Here is a 19,054-nt window from a genome sequence, read left to right as displayed (position 1 = left end):
CCCCGGGTGCCACCATCGACCCCTGGACCGCACTCCCGCCATTTCGTGCCCGGGCCCCCGCGAGAGATAATCGAACGCGGGGCCGCGGCTCGCGGTGAAGCTCGGACGTCCTAGGACCTGGCCGGAAAGTGCCGGGCCGAGACGGGCGTGGGCGCGGTCCATCACACACAAGACCGGTGAAGGACACGCACTCATGACGACGCCCACGATCGAGCTCAAGCCCTCCTCGAACCCGCTGTCCGACGCGGAGCGCGAGGCGATCCTGGCCAACCCCGGATTCGGCCGGCACTTCACCGATCACATGGTGACGATCCGCTGGACCGAGGGCCGCGGCTGGCACGACGCCGAGCTGGTCCCCTACGGCCCGCTGTCGCTGGACCCGGCCAACATGACCCTGCACTACGCGCAGGAGATCTTCGAGGGGCTCAAGGCGTACCGCCAGCCCGACGGCTCGGTCGCCTCCTTCCGCCCCGACGCCAACGCTCGCCGCTTCCAGCGCTCCGCCGCCCGGCTCGCCATGCCCGAGCTGCCCGTCGAGACGTTCATCGCGGCGTGCGACGCGCTGGTGCAGCAGGACAAGGGGTGGGTTCCCGCGCACGGCGGGGAGGAGTCGCTGTACCTGCGCCCCTTCATGATCGCCACCGAGGTCGGCCTCGGGGTGAAGCCGGCCAACGAGTACCTGTTCCTGGTCATCGCCTCGCCCGCCGGCGCCTACTTCCCCGGCGGGGTGAAGCCGGTCTCCATCTGGCTCTCCGAGAACCGCGTCCGCGCCGTCCCGGGCGGCGTGGGCGACGCCAAGACCGGCGGCAACTACGCGGCCTCCCTCCTGGCCCAGGCCGAGGCCGCCCAGCACGGCTGCGCCCAGGTCGCCTACCTCGACGCCGTCGAGCACAAGTGGGTCGAGGAGCTCGGCGGCATGAACCTCTACTTCGTGTACGAGCAGAAGGACGGCTCCAAGAAGATCATCACGCCCTCCCTCACCGGCTCCCTCCTCGCCGGGATCACCCGCGACTCCCTCCTCAAGGTCGCCCGCGACCTCGGTTACGGCTCCGAGGAGGGCCGCGTCTCCATCGACCAGTGGCGCGACGACACCGCGAAAGGCACGCTCACCGAGGTCTTCGCCTGCGGCACCGCCGCCGTCATCACGCCCGTGGGCATCGTGAAGACCGCGAGCGGCGAGTGGAACCAGGGCGACGGCACGCCCGGCGAGGTCACCATGAAGCTGCGCGACCGCCTGCTGGACATCCAGCGCGGCATCGCCGAGGACACCCACGGCTGGATGCACCCGCTCGGCTAGGGCTTCCCGCCTCCGGAACAGGCCGCACCCGGCTCCCCGCCGGTGCGGCCTTTTCCGTACCCGCGAATAGAGCGCCGCTCCAGGGGATCCGCAAGAAACTTCCGTACAGCCGCACCCCGTGGTTAGAGTGACACTCTAACCATTGCGACCAGGAGTCCCCATGCCCGCCACCCCCGCCCCCTTCCGCATGCCTCCCGAGTGGGCCCCCCACGAGCGCACCTGGATGGCCTGGCCCGGCCCCAACCCCACCTTCGCCTCCGACGCCGAGCTGGCGGAGGCCCGGCACGCCTGGGCCGCCGTCGCCCGCGCCGTACGCCGCCACGAGCCGGTCACCATGGTCGTCGGCCCCGGGCAGGAGGAGGGCGCCGCCGCCCTGCTCGGCCCGGACGTCGAGCTGGCCGTCCGCCCGCTCGACGACGCCTGGATGCGGGACATCGGCCCTACCTTCGTCACGGACGGCCGCACGCTCGCCGCCGTCGACTGGACCTTCAACGGCTGGGGCGCGCAGGGCTGGGCCCGCTGGGAGAGCGACCAGCACATCGCCCGGGCCGTCGCCGAACTGACCGGCGTCCCCGCGCACAGCTCCCCGCTCGTCAACGAGGGCGGCGCGATCCACGTGGACGGCGAGGGCACCGTCCTGCTCACCGAGACCGTCCAGCTCGGCAAGGAGCGCAACCCCGGCTGGAGCAGGGAGCAGGTCGAGGCGGAGATCCACGCCCGCCTGGGCACCGAGAAGGCGATCTGGCTGCCGCGCGGGCTGACCGGCGACTACGGGACGTACGGCACGCTCGGCCATGTCGACATCGTCGCCGCCTTCGTGCGCCCGGGCACTGTCGTCGCCCACGTCCAGCCCGACCCGGCCCACCCCGACCACGAGGTCACCCGGGAGCTGCTGGCCGTGCTGCGGGCCGCCACGGACGCCAGGGGACGCCCGCTGGAGGTGATCGAGGTGCCCGCGCCCACCGTGCTCCGGGACGAGGACGGGGAGTGGGTCGACTACTCCTACATCAACCACTACCTCTGCAACGGCGGCGTGGTCCTCTGCGCCTTCGACGACCCGCGCGACGAGGAGGCCGCCGCGATCTTCCGGGGCCTCTTCCCGGACCGTACGGTGACCCTCGTCGACGCCCGTACGATCTTTGCCGGCGGCGGAGGCATCCACTGCGTCACCCAGCAGCAGCCCGCGATCTGAAACCCCTCCGAAAGCCCGGTCCCATGCCCCGCGCCCCCCGCCGCACCCACCACGCCGCCCCGCCCCGCGAGGCCGTCCTCGCCGCCGCGATGGCCACCATCGCCGAGCACGGGCTCGACGGGCTGACCATGGCCGGGCTCGGGCGTGAGGTGGGGATGAGCAGCGGCCACCTGCTCTACTACTTCCGCACCAAGGACGAACTGCTGCTCCAGACCCTGGAGTGGAGCGAGAACCGCCTCGGGGCCGAGCGCCGCGCCCTGCTCGCCCGCCCGGGGACGGCCCGCGAGCGGCTGGACGCGTACATCGACCTGTACCTCCCCGCCGGGCACCGGGACCCCCACTGGACGCTCTGGCTGGAGGTCTGGGGCCGCTCGCAGAACGCGGACGACGAGGCCCGCGCCCGGCAGGCCGCCATCGAGGGGGCCTGGCACCGGGACCTGGTGGCGCTGCTCGCCGAGGGGACCTCGCGCGGGGAGTTCCGGGCGGTGGACGCCGACCGGTACGCGACCCGGCTGCGGGCCCTGCTGGACGGCTTCAGCGTCCATGTGACGGTGGGCATCCCGGGGGCGGGCCGGGAGCGGGTGCTCGTACAGACGGCGGAGTTCCTGGACGAGGCGCTGACGCAGGGCGCTGACTGAGCGATGCGACCAGCGTCACGACCGAATCCTGAGACACCACCGTCACGGACGCGTCACTGTGCGAGACTTCTGCCGTGTCCTCGTTCGTCATGATTATGGGCAGCAGGCGCGCCGGTCCGCAGTGACCGTCCCGTACCACCCCGTACGGCGCGGCCACCGTGCCCCAGACCCGCGCGCAGACCTCTCGCACCCGCGAGGGGTTTTTTGTTTTCCGGTCCGCACCCCGGCCGGGACCGCGCACGCGGGATGATGAGGCAAGTGGAACCAGATCATCCGGTCCACTCATCCGACAGGAGCCAGATCAGCATGACCACCAAGGCCAACGCCACCGACGACAGTTTTCATGTCTTCGACACCACACTGCGCGACGGTGCTCAGCGTGAGGGCATCAACCTGACGGTCGCGGACAAGCTGACCATCGCCCGGCACCTGGACGCCTTCGGCGTGGGGTACATCGAGGGCGGCTGGCCGGGCGCCAACCCGCGTGACACGGAGTTCTTCGCTCGGGCCCAGCAGGAGATCGCGTTCGAGAACGCCCAGCTCGTGGCGTTCGGCGCGACCCGCAGGGCCGGTGGCAGCGCGGCCGACGACCCCCAGGTGAAGGCGCTCCTGAAATCCGGGGCCCCGGTGATCACCCTGGTCGCCAAGGCGCACGACCGGCATGTGGAGCTGGCCCTGCGCACGACCCTGGACGAGAACCTGGAGATGGTCCGCGACACCGTCTCCCACCTGCGCGAACAGGGCCGCCGCGTCTTCGTGGACTGCGAGCACTTCTTCGACGGCTACCGGGCCGATCCCGCGTACGCCAAGTCCGTGGTGAGCACCGCGTACGAGGCGGGCGCCGAGGTCGTCATCCTCTGCGACACCAACGGCGGGATGCTCCCCGCCCAGATCCAGGCCGTCGTCTCCTCCGTCATCGCGGACACCGGGGCCCGGCTCGGCATCCACGCACAGGACGACACGGGCTGCGCCGTCGCCAACACCCTGGCCGCCGTGGACGCCGGCGCGACCCACGTCCAGTGCACGGCCAACGGCTACGGCGAGCGCGTCGGCAACGCCAACCTCTTCCCCGTGGTCGCCGCCCTGGAACTGAAGTACGGCATGAAGGTGCTGCCCGAGGGCGCGCTCGCCGAGATGACCCGGATCTCGCACGCGATCGCGGAGGTCGTCAACCTCACCCCCTCCACCCACCAGCCGTACGTCGGTGTCTCGGCCTTCGCCCACAAGGCCGGGCTGCACGCCTCCGCGATCAAGGTCGACCCGGACCTGTACCAGCACATCGACCCGGAGCTGGTCGGCAACACCATGCGGATGCTGGTCTCCGACATGGCGGGCCGCGCCTCCATCGAGCTCAAGGGCAAGGAGCTCGGCGTCGACCTCGGCGACGACCGCGTGCTGGTCGGCCGGGTCGTGGAGCGGGTCAAGGAGCGCGAACTCCAGGGCTACACCTACGAGGCCGCCGACGCCTCCTTCGAACTCCTGCTGCGCACCGAGGTGGAGGGCAGGGCCCGGCGCTACTTCCGTACGGAGTCCTGGCGGGCGATCGTCGAGGACCGCCCGGACGGCACCCACGCCAACGAGGCCACCGTGAAGCTCTGGGCCAAGGGGGAGCGGATCGTCGCCACCGCCGAGGGCAACGGCCCGGTCAACGCCCTGGACCGGGCCCTGCGCGTCGCCCTGGAGCGGATCTACCCGCAGCTCGCCAAGCTGGAGCTGGTCGACTACAAGGTCCGCATCCTGGAGGGCCGCACCGGCACCGAGTCCACCACCCGGGTGCTGATCACCACCGGCGACGGAACGGGCGACTGGGCGACGGTCGGCGTCGCGGAGAACGTCATCGCCGCGTCCTGGCAGGCGCTGGAGGACGCGTACACCTACGGTCTGCTGCGCGCGGGCATCGACCCCGCCGAGTAGCCCGCAGCCCGGCCCCCCGTCCTCTCGCTCACTGGAGCCGCCGCCCTTCGCGGGTGGCGGCTCCGCCGCGTTCCGCGCGGCGGCGGAGCCTGCTGCGGCTCGCCCGGTCGAGGGAACAGCTCGGCTTCCCTGCCGTGTTCACCACTCCCGGCATCCCGCTGCTGATCGAATTCCCGGACCGGATCGCGATCAGGTACGGGGGCCGCATCGTGGAGGGGCGGGCGCGGCGGAGATCTGCCGCGGCCCCCGCCACCCCCCTCACAGCGACGGGCTCCTCCACTCCTTCCTCGCGCTGCGGCAAGGCGTTCGCGCCGTCCCCCGAGAAGAGAGAGCAGCCCGTATGCACGGCACACCGCGCCCCCGCCCCCGTCCCCGCAAGGGCAGAAGCGGACCCGTCACGGCCGCCCTGGCCGCCGTCGCGGTCCTGGCCACCCTGCTCGGCGGAGCCCCCGGGACCTTCGCCCTGGACGCCGTCGAGCTCTACGGCAGGGCCGCCCCGGCGCTCACCGCGAGCGTGGTCACCGACGCGGCGGTCCACCCGGTGCGGAACGGCGACAGCGCGGCCATCGCCCTCTCCGTCGCCACCACCGGCTCCGCCCCCACCGAGGAACCCGTCACCGTCACGTACGCCACCCGGGGCGGCACGGCGCGGCCGGGCCAGGACTACACCCCGGTCACCGGCAGCCACACCTTCCCCGCCGGAACCGCCTCCGGCGCCACTCACACGGTGACCGTCCGCACGGCGAGGGCGGCCGAGGCGGCCGAGGCGAGGACGATCCCGGTCCGGTTGACCGTCACCGGAGCCAAGGCCCCGGCGGAGCACCCGCAGGTGGTCATCGACGCCCACGGACTCCCGTACCAGAACGCCGAGCTGCCCGTGAAGCAGCGCGTCGCGGACCTGCTGGCGCGGATGTCCCCGGCCGAGAAGGCCGGCCAGATGACCCAGGCCGAACGCAACGCCCTGCGCACCCCCGGCGACATCGCCGCGTACGGCCTCGGCTCGCTGCTCTCCGGCGGCGGCTCGGCCCCCACCCCCAACACCGCCGCCGCCTGGGCCGAGATGGTCGACGCCTACCAACTGCGGACCCGGGCGACGCGGTTCCAGATCCCGCTGATCTACGGCGTGGACGCGGTGCACGGCCACAACAACGTCGTCGGCGCGACGATCATGCCGCACAACATCGGCATCGGCGCGGGCCGCGACCCGAAGAGCGCCGAGAGGACGGGCGCGGTCACCGCGAAGGAAGTGCGCGCCACCGGCGTCCCGTGGGACTTCGCCCCGTGCGTCTGCGTGACCCGCGACGAGCGCTGGGGCCGGTCGTACGAGGCGTTCGGCGAGGACCCGGCGCTGGTCGAGGCCATGGAGACGGTCATCCGGGGCATGCAGGGCAGCCCCTCCGGCAAGGACCTGCACCGCAACGACAAGGTGCTCGGCAGCGCGAAGCACTTCGTCGGGGACGGCGGCGCCGAGTACGGCTCCGCGACCACCGGCTCGTACACGATCGACCAGGGCGTCACCAAGGTCACCCGCCAGGAGCTGGAGGCCGTGCACCTCTCCCCGTTCGCGGAGGCGGTCAGGCGGGGCGTGGGCACGGTCATGCCCTCGTACTCCTCGCTCGACCTCCTGGGCGACGGCCGGGGTCCGGTGAAGACGCACGCCGACGCCGGGATGATCAACGGAATCCTCAAGGACCGGATGGGCTTCGAGGGCTTCGTCGTCAGCGACTGGCAGGCCATCGACCAGATCCCCGGCGACTACCCGAGCGACGTCCGTACGTCGGTCAACGCCGGACTCGACATGATCATGGTCCCGACGGCGTACCAGGAGTTCACCAGGACGCTGAAGGAGGAGGTCGCGGCCGGCCGGATCAGCCGGGCCCGGATCGACGACGCGGTGTCCCGCGTCCTCACCCAGAAGTTCCGCCTGGGCCTCTTCGAGAAGCCGTACGCGGACACCACCCACCTGGGCACGGTCGGCTCGGCCGAGCACCGCGCGGTGGCCCGTGAGGCGGTCGCCAAGTCGCAGGTCCTGCTGAAGAACGACGGAGCGGTGCTCCCGCTCGAACCGAACCGGAAGGTGTACGTCGCCGGGTCCAACGCCGACGACATCGGCAACCAGGCCGGTGGCTGGACGATCGGCTGGCAGGGCTCGTCCGGGAGGATCACCCCGGGCACGACGATCCTGGAGGGCATGAGGAAGGCGGCGGGGAACCCCGGCTCCCTGACGTACTCGCGCGACGCCTCCGCCGCCACGGAAGGGTACGACGTCGGTGTGGTGGTCGTCGGCGAGACCCCGTACGCCGAAGGCGTCGGGGACGTCGGCAACGGCCACGACCTGGAGCTGACGGCGGCCGACCAGGCAGCGGTCGACAAGGTGTGCGCGGCCATGGAGTGCGCGGTCCTCATCGTCTCGGGCCGCCCGCAGCTCGTGGGGGACCGGCTCGGGAAGATCGACGCGCTGGTGGCCTCCTGGCTGCCGGGCTCCGAGGGCGACGGCGTGGCCGACGTCCTCTACGGCAGGCGGGCCTTCACCGGACAGCTCCCGGTGACCTGGCCGAGGTCACCGGCGCAGCTCCCGGTCAACGTGGGGGACACGGTGTACGACCCGCAGTTCCCGTACGGCTGGGGCCTGACCACCCTCACCGAGCCCCCGGCCGGCGGCGATGCGACCCTCGCCGCCCTCGCCGCCGCCGCCCGGGTGGCGGAGAAGGCCGGTCCGGGGAAGGCCCCGGCGGGCAGGGCGATCGTGGACCGGGCCCGGCTGCTGGTCCAGCGGAAGATCGGCGGGACGTTCACGCAGGCGGTCTCGAAGCCGTTCGCGGAGGCGGACCACCTGCTGCTGACCGGCGACCTGACGGCAGCGGTGGCCAAGCTCCGTACGGCGTACCGAGCCGCGTGACGATCAAGGACTCCAGGCGGGCGACGGCGTTCGTCGCCCGCCTGGAGTAGCGTTAAGTATGAGGAAAAGGCTTCTCCCCACGCTGTTGGCGGGCCTGCTGCTCATCATCGCAGCGGCTGCTCTCGCCCTGACCTCCTCCGCGTCGGCCGCCCCCGCCGCGACCATCGACGACGCCGCCCAGGCCCTGCGCGACGACCCGGTCTATGTGGACCCGGCCGCCCGCGATCAGCTCTCCGTCGCTGACGAGAAGGCCCTGGAAGCCACCATCCAGAACGCGGACAAGCCGGTCTTCGTCGCCGTCCTGCCCGACACCGCGGCCTTCCCCGAGGAGGGCCTCCTCCCTACGCTGCGCAGCGACACCGGCATCACCGGCGTCTACGCCATACGGCTCGGCGACGGCTTCAGCGCCGGGGCGGACCCGCAGGTCATGCCCACCCGTGCGGTCGAGAACCTGACCGCGTCCGTGAAGAACCCCGCCACCGCCACAGACGCCACCTCCCAGCTCAACGCCTTCGTCGACCGTGCCGTCGAACAGGCCCGGGGCACCGCCCCCGCCTCCTGGTCCGGCGGCCAGGGCGCGGCCGAGGACACCGGCGCCCCGGTCGGCGGCCTGATCACGCTCGGCGCCCTGCTGGCGGCGGGCGGCGCGGGCGTCTACGCGGTCTCCCGCCGCAACCGCCTCCGCAAGGAGGAAGAGGAGCGGGCGGCCCTCGACAAGCTCCGGGTCGTCGTCGACGAGGACATCACCGCGTACGGCGAGACCCTGGAACGCCTGGACTTCCACCCCGCCGAACCGGGCGCGGACGACACCATGCGCACCGACTACGAACGGGCCCTGGACTCCTACGAGAGCGCCAAGACCAAAATGGCCAAGGCCCAGCACCCCTCGGACGTCCGCGGAGTCACCCAGTCCCTGGAGGACGGCCGCTACTCCCTCGCGGTCCTGGACGCCCGCCGCACCGGCAAGGAGCTCCCGGCCCGCCGCCCGCCCTGCTTCTTCGACCCGCGCCACGGCCCCTCGGTCACCGACGTGCTCTGGACCCCCTCCGGCGGCGCGTCCCGCGAGGTCCCGGTCTGCGGCGCGGACGAGGTGCGCCTGAGCCGGGGCGAGGACCCGATGAGCCGTACGGTCGACGTGGGCGACGGCAGCCGCCGCCCCTACTGGGAGGCGGGCCCGGCCTACGGCCCGTGGGCCGGAGGCTACTTCGGCGGCGGCATGCTCCCCGGCCTCCTGATGGGCACCATGCTCGGCTCGATGCTCGCGACCCCGGCGTACGCCTCCGAGTACGGCGGCGGGGACTTCGGCGGCGGCGCGGGCGGCGAATGGGGCGGCGGCGACGTCTCCGGCTCCGACTTCGACTCCTCGGGCTTCGGGGACGGCGGAGGCTTCGGCGGGGGAGGCGGCTTCGGCGACGGCGGGGGCTTCGGCGGCGGGTTCGACGGGGGCGGCTTCTGAGCCGCCCCGCGGCCTCCCGCTACCGCAGCGACCACCAGACGGCCGCCCCGCCCAGGACGATCAGCAGACACATCACCGCGTTGGTCCGCCTGTAGTCGACGAGGATCGCGGCGAACTCGCGGAGGGTCGCGTTCGGCCAGAAGTACGCGGCCGTGGGCGAGCCCACCACCTGCCCCCGGATGCGCATCCGGCGGGCGGTGAGGGCGGCGCGGAAGGCGTGGTAGTTGTTCGTGACGACGACGCACCGGTAGCCCGGCTTCGCCGCCTCCATGATGGCCTTGCTGAACCGCAGGTTCTCCTCCGTCGTCGTGGACCGGTCCTCCCGCTCGATGAGGTGGGCCGGAAAACCCTCGGCCACCAAGTGGTCGGCCATGGCGTGCGACTCGGGCACGTCCTCGTCCGGCCCCTGGCCCCCCGAGGTGATGAGCACCGGGGAGCCGCCGCGCCGCGCGAGCCGCGCGTGCACCTCCCGGGCCCGCCGGAGCCGGCTCGCCAGGAGCGGCGGCACGGTGGCGCCGCCCACCAGTCCCGACCCCAGCACCACCACGAAGTCGGCCTTGCGGCGCACGCGGAGCCGCCCGTAGAGGAACGCGTAACAGACGAAGCACAGGAACAGGAACGAGAAGTACACCGCCAGCCCACCGGCCGCCGTCGCCACCCCGACCAGCACCGGAGTACGCAGGCTCACGGCCGCGACGAGCAGCGCGACGACGGCGAGGACGGCGAACGCGGCCACCAGCGAGAGCAGGTTGGAGGGGCTCCTGCCCTCTTTGCGCAGCATCTGTACGCCGTTGAGGAACAGGAAGCACGTCAGCACGAGGACGGCCAGCGCGCCCAGGACGAGCAGCGACCACGCGGCGACCGTCCCCGACGCCGTCCCGGAGCTGATCAGCCGGTACAGCCAGGCAGCCGCCGCACAGAGCACGGCCAGGCCCAGGACCACCGCGTTGCTGAACTTCCTGCGGTCGTGCAGCACGCTCGCGCAGAAGAAGAGGAAGAGGAGCGCCGCCGGGGCGTAGACCACCATCCGCTCAGCGTAGGCGGCACGGTGGGACGGGCGAACGGCGGCTGCCCCTCCGGGTGGTGAGGCGTGGGCGGAGGGGGCCGTTCCCGCGGCGGCCGCCCTGCGGGACGGGGCGGGGGGCGGACGGCTGTCGGTCCTGGCGAAACGAGGCGTGCCCTTTACGGGCGTCAAGCCGTTGAACCCGGCATGAAGAAGCGAAGCGTACTCGCCGCCGTCACCCTCGCCACCGGAGCGGTCATCGCCGCGATCAGCCCGCCCCCCGGGGGCGGCGACACGGCCCACGCGGCCGAACCGCCCGTCAGCGTGGGCGCGCTGGACACCGTCGGCGACCTCGGCAAGCTGGTCGAGGGCGCGACGGGGGCGACCTCCTCCACCGCCGGCGCGGTGACCACGACCGTCTCCGAGACCCGCACGACCTGAGCTGAGGCGGCGGGCGGAGGGGGCGGCAGACCGGCCGCCCCCTCCGCCCCCTTCTTTTGACCCCTGCCTTCCTTCCCTTGCCTCCTCCCCTCCCGTCCTGCGGTCTGAAGACTGCCGGGATCCGGCAATGCGTGAACGGCTGCCCGGCCCGCATGATGGTGCCTGTCGACAGAGACGGGGGCATCGGTGGAAGCGGATTCGAGACCGGCCGCAGGCAGCGGCGTGGTGCGTGCGCGGGTGGCGACGGGCCTCGCAGTGACGGTTCTCCTGCTGCCTTTCGCCGGCCACGGGCTGGCCCGGGCGGGGGTGCTCCCCGAGGGCACGCCGATCGTGCTCGGTCTGCTGGGCCTGATCGTCGTCTGCGTCCTCTGCCCCGAACTGATCGTGGAGCGCGCCCCGTTCCAGCACACCTCGTCGCATCTGCGGGCCCGCACCCTGACCGGCGAACGCTCCCTCGACCTGAACCGGATCGTCACCGTCCGGCTGCTGACGACCTTCACGACCGGCGGCGCCCGTCACACCCTGGAGGTGCGGGACGCCCACGGTGTGCGCCTGGGCATCACGACGAAGAGAAGCACGGCGAAGCTGCGCCGAGCCGTGGAAAAGGCGGACGCGAACGCGGCCCGAGGCGTGCCGGCCCCCCGGGTGAGCCGTGCGGCCCGTACGCGTCTGGGTCTGGCCCGGGGGCGGGGGCTCGTCGGACACACGGTGCGCGCCTTCCTGCTGCTGACGTGCGCCGCGAGCCTGTATGTGGTGGTCCTGCTCCGGCTCGGCGGGCAGTGAGCGTGCCGCCGCCGCTCCGAGCGGCGCTGGTCAGTGGCCGCGCGGCCGTCGCCATTCGGTAGCGGCTCGTCAGTGGCCGCAGCCTTTACGGGCGGGGCGCGAACGGGCGGGACGCGAACGGGCGGGGCGCGCCCGCCTCGTACGAGCGCAGGAGGCGCGCGAGTTGCCGGCCTGTGGCCAGGAGGGGTTCCTCGCTGCGGTTGACCTGGGCGGTGACCTCGGCCCCCTCCACCGCGCTGATCACGGTGGTCGCGAGCTCCCGGGCGTCCTGGGCCGCGAACCCGCAGCTCAGCAACTTGTCGCGGACGAGCCCCTCCCAGCTGTTCAGGGTGTCGGCGCACGCCTGCTGGATCTCCGATTCGGCCCCGAGCGTCTCCAGGGCGGCCGCGGTGACGGGGCAGCCGTCGACCCAGCCCGACTCGCGGAGCCCGGTGGCGAGTTGCCGCATACAGGACTGCACCGCGTTCGCCGGGTCGGCCTCGCTGTCCAGGGCTTCCCGGAGAAGGTCCGCGAACTCCTGGCCGCTGTACCGGATCGCGGCGACGGCGACGGCTTCCTTGCCGCCCGGGAAGTGGTGGTAGATGGACCCCAGCGTGGCCTGCGACTCCGTGGCGATCTGCTTGATGCCGGTGCCGACGTAGCCCTGCCGCTGGAGGAGGCGCGCGGCCGCCACGACGATCCGGTCCCGGGTGCTGGTCTGCATGCCGTCACTGTAGCGGGCATTAGGTAGAGCGTTCGTTCTAGCGCTGTGCTAGCTTTTGGGCAAGCCCTGAATAGAGCGTTCGTTTTAGTGGCGGCCGAGCGGCTTCCCGCCCTTCTTCCACTCCCTCTCCCACCCCTTCTTCCGTCCTTCCGGAGGTCATGCCATGAGCAGCAGCGCACAGCAGTCGGTCACCCTCATCGGGCTCGGTCCCATGGGCCTGGCGATGGCCGAGGCCCTCCTCGACCGCGGGTACGCGGTCACCCTGTGGAACCGCACCGCCTCGCGCGCGGACGACCTGGTGGCCCGGGGCGCGTTCCTCGCGTCGAGCCCGGCCGCTGCCGTCGCCGCGAACGAGGTCGTCATCCTCAGCCTCACGGACTACGCGGCCGTCGACGCCGTACTGGAGCCCGCCGCGTCCGCGCTGAAGGGCCGGGTCCTGGTCAACCTCACCTCCGCCACGCCCGAGGAGGCCCGCGCGGGGTCCCGCCTGGCGGCCGAGCGAGGAGCCGCGCAGCTCACCGGCGGCGTCAACTCGGCGCCCTCGGGCATCGGGCAGCCCGAGTCGTCCACCTTCTACAGCGGGCCGCGCGAGGTGTTCGACCGGCACAGGCCGGTCCTCGAAGCGTTGACGGGCCAGGTCGACCACCGGGGCGAGGACCCGGGCCTGGCCGCGCTCCTCTACCAGATCGGCGTGGGCATGTTCTGGACCTCCATGCTGGGCTACTGGCAGGCCGTCGCCCTCGCCCGGGCGAACGGCCTGACGGCGGCCGATATTCTCCCGACCGCCCGCGAGACGGCGGACACCCTCTCCCAGCTCTCCGCCTTCTACGCCGAACGCATCGACGCCGGAGTGCACGTCGGCGACGTCGACCGCCTGGCCATGGGGATGGCGAGCGTCGAGCACGTCCTCCGGACCAACGCCGACGTGGGCGTGGACACGGCCCTCCCGGCGGCCGTCGTGGACCTGTTCCGGCGGGGCATGGACGCGGGCCACGGCGCGGACAGCTTCTCGTCCCTGGTGGACGTGATGGGCAAGCCCGGGAAGTAGCCCCACGCCGGACCCGGCCGCCCGCGTCCTGATAGAGGGTCGGACGCAGGTTTACGGCAGGGGGGCATATGCGACGCCTTATTGGTCCAGACCTATTGCGCGGGGGTGTGCCGCTCGCTAGCTTTCTCTCGGCGGCGCGCGCTGATCGGATCGGCTCTACTCGTTCACTGATGCACGGTCATGTGCATTGACTGAAAACGGAGTTACCGACATGCGTAGACGTATCACCACGCTCGCGGTCACCGCTGCGGCGGCGGCCGCGATGGTCCTCGGCACGGCCGCCACCGCCTCCGCGACCGGCCCCGGCTTCTGGCTCCGCAGCCACCACGGCAGCCTGGCGGAGTGCCAGGCGGTCGGGAACGCCGGCGCTGACAACGCCCTCTGGAGCCGCGTGTTCATCTGCAACCCGTTCGCGGGCAAGCCCGGCGTGTACGAGCTCTGGGTGCGGTACTGACCCGACCCGCACATAACGAGAACCGCCCCGCTTCCGGCCGCATGGCCGGGGGTGGGGCGGTTCGTGTGCCGAGTGCGTGCTTACGGCTCAGAGGGCGGCGGTGCTGCCGTGCACGAAGGCGTCCCAGGCGGCGGGCTCGACGGTGAGGATGGGGCCGTCGGTCACCTTGGAGTCGCGGATGTGGACGGCGGAGGGATGTGCGGCGACCTCGACGCAGTCGCCGCCGTCACCGTTGCTGTAGCTGGACTTGTGCCAGTCATAGGCGACTTCGAGGCATGCGCCGCCGTCGCCGTTGCTGTAGCTGGACTTGAACCAGTGGAGGGCGGCGGAGCGGGAGACGGGGTGGGCTGCGCGGTTCATGTCTCTCCAAGCAGGGCTGCGAGCAGTGCGTCCAGTAGCCGGGCGCTTGCCTCGACGGTGAGCGCCTGGGAACGCAGCATCCCATACCTCTGCATAAGAGCGCTGACGTCGGCTGGCTCGTCGTACAGCTCTCCGCGTAGCTGGCCGTCGATGTAGGCGAGCTGGTCGTGGTCGGGGGTCTCCAGCAGGACGAGCGGCCCCGCGAGTCCCGCGTGCTGAGGAGTGTTGCGGGGCATGATCTGAATGGTGACGAACGGTAGATCCATGCAGCGCCGCAGATGGAGAAGCTGTTCCCGCATGACCTCGGGGTCGCCGAGCTCAGTGTGCAGGATGCTCTCCTCCAGGATGAAGTGGAGGATGGGCCGGGGCTTACGCTCCAGAATCTTCTGGCGGTTGAGACGGTCCGTCATCCGCTTCTCGATCTCCTCCTCTTCGAGCGGTGGGTAGTTGCAGTCGAAGATGAAGCGCGCGTATGCCTCGGTCTGGAGCAGCCCCGGAATGAGCTGTGATTGGTACGAGAAGAGGCTCACGGCGTCCTGCTCGTACTGCACGAAGTCCTTGACCAGCGCCTGATAGCGCTCCTTCCTGGGAATCTTGGCCACGGCGATCCGCAACGCGCCCTTGGTGTCCAGTAGTTCATCGAGCTGGGTGGCCAGGTCCAGTTGGAGGGCCCGCCGCCCCTGCTCGATCGAGGAGATGGTGTCCTCGCCCACCTTGACCCGCTCGGCCAGGGCGGCCTGGGTCAGGCCGGCGAGTTTGCGGAAGTGGGCCAACTGCGCCCCGACCAGTTGCCACGAAGTAACCCGCCTGATGCCGCTCTGCTTTCCCGGTTGCATGAGAGGGCTCTCCCCCGTTCGGTGCCGCTGTCTACCCGTCAGAACCCGTACAAATTGTTTTGTACGGCCTTCCGCTCTGCATCAGCGTAGTGACGTTGTGTGAGCGTCGAAGCATGAACGAGACAACCCAACTCCCGTATTTCCGACAGGCTTTCTACTGCCGTGAGCGCAGGTCGATCCCGGTCGTACGCAGGTTCGCCCGCAAGACGCTGATCGACTGGGAGTGCGAGAAGCGCGCCGACGACGTGCTGCTCTGCGTAACCGAACTGGCGACCAACGCCCTTCGCCACGGCGTGCCGCCGGGGCGTGGCTTCAAGGTGCACATCTACCTGGAGCGACTGGAGAGCATGATCCGGGTCGAGCTGCACGACAGCGGCGGCGGTGAGGTCTGCCAGTCGCCCACTCACCCGAGCCCCGAGGACGAGGGAGGCAGGGGGCTGCTGCTGGTCGAGGCGCTGGCGGACAAGTGGGGCGTGATGGAGCGGAACCCCGGCAAGGTCGTGTGGTGCGAGTTCGCGACGGAGTGACCTTGCCGCTTCGGCAAACATAGTTGTCGCTGCGGCTGTCCTGAGCGCACCCTCTCCGCCATGGACCGGAGGTGGTCCGCATGGCGAGCAGGACGGACGTGAGCGACATGAAGCAGCAGCGGTACGACGTGGTGATCGTGGGCGGCGGGGCGGCCGGCCTGAGCGGGGCGCTGACCCTGGCGAGGGCCCGGCGCTCGGTGCTGGTGATCGACGCGGGGGAGCCCCGTAACGCCCCCGCGTCCCACGTGCACAACTACCTGGGGCGCGAATCCACCCCGCCCGGCGAACTGCTGGCGATCGGCCGGGGCGAGGCCGCCGGGTACGGCGCGGAGATCGTCGAGGGCCGGGTGCTGTCGGCGGAGCGGCTGCCGGGGGAGCGGGGCTTCCGGGTGGTGACGGAGGACGGTTCCGCGGTGGAGGCGCGCAGGCTGCTGGTGACGACGGGGCTCGTCGACGAGTTGCCGCCCGTGCCCGGCCTGGCGGAGCGCTGGGGGCGGGAGGTGCTGCACTGCCCGTACTGCCACGGCCGCGAGGTGGCGGACCGCCCGATCGGGGTGTTGGGCGTCGGCCCCCTCTCCGTACATCAGGCGCTGATGTGGCGGCAGTGGAGCGATGACGTGACGCTCTTCCGCCACACCGGACCTGAGCCCACGGACGAGGAGTACGAGCAGCTCGCCGCACGGGGTGTGGCCGTCGTGGACGGCGAGGTGACGGGCCTGGAGATCGCGGACGACGACCGTTTCACCGGCGTACGCCTGGCGGGCGGCCGGGTCGTTGCGCGCGAGGCGCTGGTGGTCCAGGCCCGTTTCACCGCCCGCTCGGCCGTCCTCGAATCCCTGGGGCTGGTCCCGGTCGCGCAGGAGATGGGCGGCGAGGTGGTCGGTACGTACATCGCGACCGACCCGGTCGGTGCGACGGAGGTGCCCGGCGTCTGGGCGGCGGGCAACGTCACGAGCCTCATGGAACAGGTGGTCGGCTCCGTCGCCGGGGGCCTTCGCGCGGCGGCGGGGGTCAACGGGGACCTGATCGCGGAGGACACGCGTAACGCGGTTGCCGTACGGCGGAGTTGAGCGCGGGCGGCGGCCGGGCGCCCGCTCAGGGACTCCGGTCGGCGATCCTGCTCAGGGGGACTGTTCGGAGGTGGGGCGTCGGTCGCGCGTCGCCGCTCGGCGGGCGCGGTGGTTGGTGACGTTGACGCGGTTGCCGCACAGGCCGGGCATGCAGTAGCGGCGGCTGCCGGGCCGGGTGGTGTCGATGAACGCACCCCGGCAGGTGGGCGCGGAGCACGGGCGGAAACGCTGCTCGCCGAGGGTGTGGACGACCCCGAGGACGCCCACGCCGCAGATCAGCGAGAGGGCGTCCGCGACGGTCGCTCCCTCGCTCAGGGGGAGGGCCCAGCGGGTGCGGCTCCCGCGTGCGGGATCGGGGACCAGGGTGACGCCCCGGGCGGGCGAGGTGAGCGTGGTGGCTCCGGCCAGGAGGCGGTCGCGGTCGGGGTGGTCGATCAGGCCGCGCACGGTCGTCCGCAGGGCGTGGACCGCGTGGAGGTCGGCGCCGCGTGCGCGGCGGGCGAGCCGGGACAGGTCGCCGGGGGCGTCGTGCAGGTCGGTGAACGCGATGAGGGCGGCCAGATCGGGGAGGCGGTCGTCGCCGCGCCACACCTCGGCGGTGGTGTTGACGAGCTCAGTCGCGACCCCCGCCGCCCAGGGGTAGTCGTCCAGCGCGACGTACATCTCTTGCGCCCCCCTGTGTCCCTTGCGTCCCTGACGGACTCCGTACTACGTTCGGCTAACAGCGACTTTAACCCTTACACGAGGTGCTGCGCAGCGCTGTACGGGCGAGGAGTGCCCTGCCACCTGCCTGCCCCTGCTTCACGGAGGAGACCTCAACCATGCCGAAGGCGATCCCGGAGCTGGAGATCGACGCGGTCGTGTTCGACGTACTCGGCACACTCGTCGACGAACCCGCCGGTCTCCGGGCCGGCATCCGCGAACTCGCCCCCTCGCTCGACGACGCCGAGGTCGATCGGCTCCTGGCGCTGTGGCAGCGGCACATCGAGCGCGAGCAGCGCCGTATGGCCGAGGACGACGGGCGGCCCTACGTCGCCAGCGACGTGCTCGACCGGGAGGCGGCCGGGCTCGTCGCGGACGCGGCCGGAGTGGACGACCCGGCGGCCGTGGCGGCGCTCGCGCTGTCGGCCCGCCGGCTCCCGCCGTGGCCCGACACGGTGACGGGGCTCGCCCGGCTCGCGGAGCGGTTCCCGCTGATCGGCCTCTCCAACGCGAGCCGGACGGCGCTGCTGGGCCTCAACGCCCACGCCGGACTGCGCTGGCACCAGGCGCTGTCGGCCGAGGACTCCCGTACGTACAAACCGGACCCGGCGGTCTACCGGCTGGCCGTCACCGTCTCCGGACGCCCGCCGGAGCGACTGCTCATGGTCGCCGCCCACGCCTGGGACCTGCGCGGCGCACAACGCCTCGGCCTGCGCACCGCCTACGTCGCCCGCCCGGTCGGTGACCCGCCCTCCCCGTCGGACCGATTCGACCTGTACGCGGACGACTTGGGCCACCTGGCCGACCAACTCGACCGCGCCCACGGCTGAGCCCGGGTTCAGGGGGTGGGCGGGTACGCACCGGAGCGGGCCCGCTGGTAGCGCGCGGGCGTGGTGCCGACGTGGCGTACGAAGTGCCGGTTCAGGTGGGGTTGGTCGTGCATCCCCACGGCCGTGGCGACCTCGGCGGGTCGCAGACCGTCGAGGAGGAGGCGACGCGCGTGTTCGATGCGCTTGCCGGTGAGGTAGGCGTGCGGCGGCAGGCCGTAGGTCTGCTTGAAGCAGCGGATCAGGTGGGTGGGGTGGGCGTGCAGGATGGCCGCGGCCTCGTGCAGGGAAAGGCCCGCGCGGGTCCGTGCGTCCAGCAGTTGTCGGAGCTCGGAGGCGATCCGGTTCGCCTCCCGCCCCGGCGGGCGGGGCTGGAGCCCCGCGAGGTGGAAGTGGAGCCGTTCCCGGACGAACGAGAGCCGGGATTCGGCCTCGAACCCGTCCTCGGCACGGACGAGAGCCGCGTGCAGGCGGCCGATCCGGTGGCGCAACAGCGCGTCGTCGAGGAGCGGAGTGTCCACCGCCCGGCCGGCCAGACGCTGCGGGAGTACGGAGTCGTCGAGGTAGAGGTTGCGCTTGCGGAATCCGGACTCGGTGACGGTCCGGCCGTCGTGGGGCACGCCGGGAGGCAGCAGGAGGACGTGGGCGCTGCCGGACGCCCCGTGGCGGCGACGGTCGAGCGCGAAGTCCACTGAGCCCTCGTCGAGGATCATCAGGTCCCATGTGTCATGGGTGTGGGCCGGGTACGCGTGGTCGGTGAAGTGGGCGTGGAAGACCTCGGTGATTCCCGGGACCGATGGCTTCCAGGCGTTGACGAACGTACGGGGGCGGGCGGCGGGCATGTCAGGAACGTACAAGACTCGCCGGGGCGCGGCGCGGCAGGCTCGTCACACCGGGCTGGAGG

The 19,054-nt window shown here is 72.0% G+C and carries 19 protein-coding genes; 13 read left to right on the top strand and 6 right to left on the bottom strand.

Going from position 1 to position 19,054, the window contains the following annotated elements; genetic code table 11:
• The first annotated feature begins 193 nt into the window (after window positions 1–193).
• The 6 genes from ACLJPL_RS11785 to ACLJPL_RS11760 all read left to right on the top strand — a co-directional run bounded on the left by ACLJPL_RS11785 (window position 194) and on the right by ACLJPL_RS11760 (window position 9,396).
• The gene (locus ACLJPL_RS11785; protein ID WP_411080714.1) at window positions 194–1,297 is read left to right on the top strand and encodes a branched-chain amino acid aminotransferase; all 1,104 of its coding nucleotides are present in this window, start codon (window positions 194–196) and stop codon (window positions 1,295–1,297) included.
• A 160-nt stretch (window positions 1,298–1,457) separates the two neighbouring features.
• Entirely contained in the window at window positions 1,458–2,489 is a 1,032-nt protein-coding gene (locus ACLJPL_RS11780) for an agmatine/peptidylarginine deiminase (RefSeq protein WP_411080713.1), read from the top strand.
• Between the two features lie 23 nt (window positions 2,490–2,512).
• The gene (locus tag ACLJPL_RS11775; RefSeq protein ID WP_411080712.1) at window positions 2,513–3,127 is read left to right on the top strand and encodes a TetR/AcrR family transcriptional regulator; all 615 of its coding nucleotides are present in this window, start codon (window positions 2,513–2,515) and stop codon (window positions 3,125–3,127) included.
• A 306-nt stretch (window positions 3,128–3,433) separates the two neighbouring features.
• Entirely contained in the window at window positions 3,434–5,041 is a 1,608-nt protein-coding gene (gene cimA / locus ACLJPL_RS11770; protein ID WP_411080711.1) for a citramalate synthase, read from the top strand.
• A 340-nt stretch (window positions 5,042–5,381) separates the two neighbouring features.
• Entirely contained in the window at window positions 5,382–7,940 is a 2,559-nt protein-coding gene (locus ACLJPL_RS11765; protein WP_411080710.1) for a glycoside hydrolase family 3 N-terminal domain-containing protein, read from the top strand.
• Window positions 7,941–7,998: 58 nt separating this feature from the next.
• On the top strand, window positions 7,999–9,396 hold the full coding sequence (locus ACLJPL_RS11760) for a hypothetical protein (RefSeq protein ID WP_411080709.1): 1,398 nt from the start codon (window positions 7,999–8,001) through the stop codon (window positions 9,394–9,396).
• Between the two features lie 19 nt (window positions 9,397–9,415).
• On the opposite strand, the gene ACLJPL_RS11755 is transcribed toward ACLJPL_RS11760, so the two are convergent.
• Window positions 9,416–10,423 (bottom strand): YdcF family protein, encoded by a 1,008-nt coding sequence (locus tag ACLJPL_RS11755; RefSeq protein ID WP_411080708.1) that lies wholly within the window; start codon window positions 10,421–10,423, stop codon window positions 9,416–9,418.
• A 183-nt stretch (window positions 10,424–10,606) separates the two neighbouring features.
• On the opposite strand from ACLJPL_RS11755, the gene ACLJPL_RS11750 reads away from it, so the two are divergent.
• Window positions 10,607–10,840 carry a hypothetical protein gene (locus ACLJPL_RS11750; RefSeq protein WP_411080707.1) on the top strand — a complete coding sequence of 78 codons (234 nt, stop codon included), beginning with the start codon at window positions 10,607–10,609 and terminating at the stop codon, window positions 10,838–10,840.
• A 255-nt stretch (window positions 10,841–11,095) separates the two neighbouring features.
• Window positions 11,096–11,623, top strand: coding sequence for a hypothetical protein (locus ACLJPL_RS11745; RefSeq protein ID WP_411080706.1), 528 nt, complete (start codon window positions 11,096–11,098; stop codon window positions 11,621–11,623).
• A gap of 85 nt (window positions 11,624–11,708) precedes the next feature.
• Here the strand turns inward: ACLJPL_RS11745 and ACLJPL_RS11740 are convergent, their stop codons facing one another.
• A complete protein-coding gene (locus tag ACLJPL_RS11740) occupies window positions 11,709–12,326 on the bottom strand; it encodes a TetR/AcrR family transcriptional regulator (RefSeq protein ID WP_411080705.1) in 618 nt (205 codons plus the stop codon).
• Window positions 12,327–12,489: 163 nt separating this feature from the next.
• Here ACLJPL_RS11740 and ACLJPL_RS11735 point away from each other — a divergent pair, with 163 nt between their 5' ends.
• Window positions 12,490–13,374: an NAD(P)-dependent oxidoreductase gene (locus ACLJPL_RS11735; protein WP_411080704.1), complete on the top strand. Its 885-nt coding sequence runs from the start codon at window positions 12,490–12,492 to the stop codon at window positions 13,372–13,374.
• Window positions 13,375–13,585: 211 nt separating this feature from the next.
• Window positions 13,586–13,828, top strand: coding sequence for a hypothetical protein (locus ACLJPL_RS11730; RefSeq protein WP_411080703.1), 243 nt, complete (start codon window positions 13,586–13,588; stop codon window positions 13,826–13,828).
• Between the two features lie 87 nt (window positions 13,829–13,915).
• Here ACLJPL_RS11730 and ACLJPL_RS11725 read toward each other — a convergent pair whose 3' ends face one another.
• The gene (locus tag ACLJPL_RS11725) at window positions 13,916–14,188 is read right to left on the bottom strand and encodes a DUF397 domain-containing protein (protein ID WP_411080702.1); all 273 of its coding nucleotides are present in this window, start codon (window positions 14,186–14,188) and stop codon (window positions 13,916–13,918) included.
• Window positions 14,185–15,024 (bottom strand): helix-turn-helix domain-containing protein, encoded by an 840-nt coding sequence (locus ACLJPL_RS11720; RefSeq protein WP_411080701.1) that lies wholly within the window; start codon window positions 15,022–15,024, stop codon window positions 14,185–14,187. The genes ACLJPL_RS11725 and ACLJPL_RS11720 overlap by 4 nt, the downstream gene beginning before the upstream one ends.
• Before the next feature lie 113 nt (window positions 15,025–15,137).
• On the opposite strand from ACLJPL_RS11720, the gene ACLJPL_RS11715 reads away from it, so the two are divergent.
• Both ACLJPL_RS11715 and ACLJPL_RS11710 read left to right on the top strand, forming a co-directional pair.
• Window positions 15,138–15,551 carry an ATP-binding protein gene (locus ACLJPL_RS11715; protein WP_411080700.1) on the top strand — a complete coding sequence of 138 codons (414 nt, stop codon included), beginning with the start codon at window positions 15,138–15,140 and terminating at the stop codon, window positions 15,549–15,551.
• An 80-nt stretch (window positions 15,552–15,631) separates the two neighbouring features.
• Window positions 15,632–16,621 (top strand): NAD(P)/FAD-dependent oxidoreductase, encoded by a 990-nt coding sequence (locus ACLJPL_RS11710; RefSeq protein WP_411080699.1) that lies wholly within the window; start codon window positions 15,632–15,634, stop codon window positions 16,619–16,621.
• 51 nt (window positions 16,622–16,672) lie between these two features.
• Here ACLJPL_RS11710 and ACLJPL_RS11705 read toward each other — a convergent pair whose 3' ends face one another.
• Window positions 16,673–17,284: a CGNR zinc finger domain-containing protein gene (locus ACLJPL_RS11705; RefSeq protein ID WP_411080698.1), complete on the bottom strand. Its 612-nt coding sequence runs from the start codon at window positions 17,282–17,284 to the stop codon at window positions 16,673–16,675.
• A 158-nt stretch (window positions 17,285–17,442) separates the two neighbouring features.
• On the opposite strand from ACLJPL_RS11705, the gene ACLJPL_RS11700 reads away from it, so the two are divergent.
• Window positions 17,443–18,153, top strand: a complete 711-nt coding sequence (locus tag ACLJPL_RS11700; RefSeq protein WP_411080697.1) for a haloacid dehalogenase type II — start codon at window positions 17,443–17,445, stop codon at window positions 18,151–18,153.
• 8 nt (window positions 18,154–18,161) lie between these two features.
• On the opposite strand, the gene ACLJPL_RS11695 is transcribed toward ACLJPL_RS11700, so the two are convergent.
• The gene (locus tag ACLJPL_RS11695) at window positions 18,162–18,992 is read right to left on the bottom strand and encodes an AraC family transcriptional regulator (RefSeq protein WP_411080696.1); all 831 of its coding nucleotides are present in this window, start codon (window positions 18,990–18,992) and stop codon (window positions 18,162–18,164) included.
• Window positions 18,993–19,054: the final 62 nt, after the last annotated feature.

The organism is Streptomyces sp. cmx-18-6 (assembly GCF_046548915.1).
Taxonomy (GTDB): Bacteria; Actinomycetota; Actinomycetes; order Streptomycetales; family Streptomycetaceae; genus Streptomyces.
This window is presented reverse-complemented; position numbering and strand designations above follow the sequence as displayed.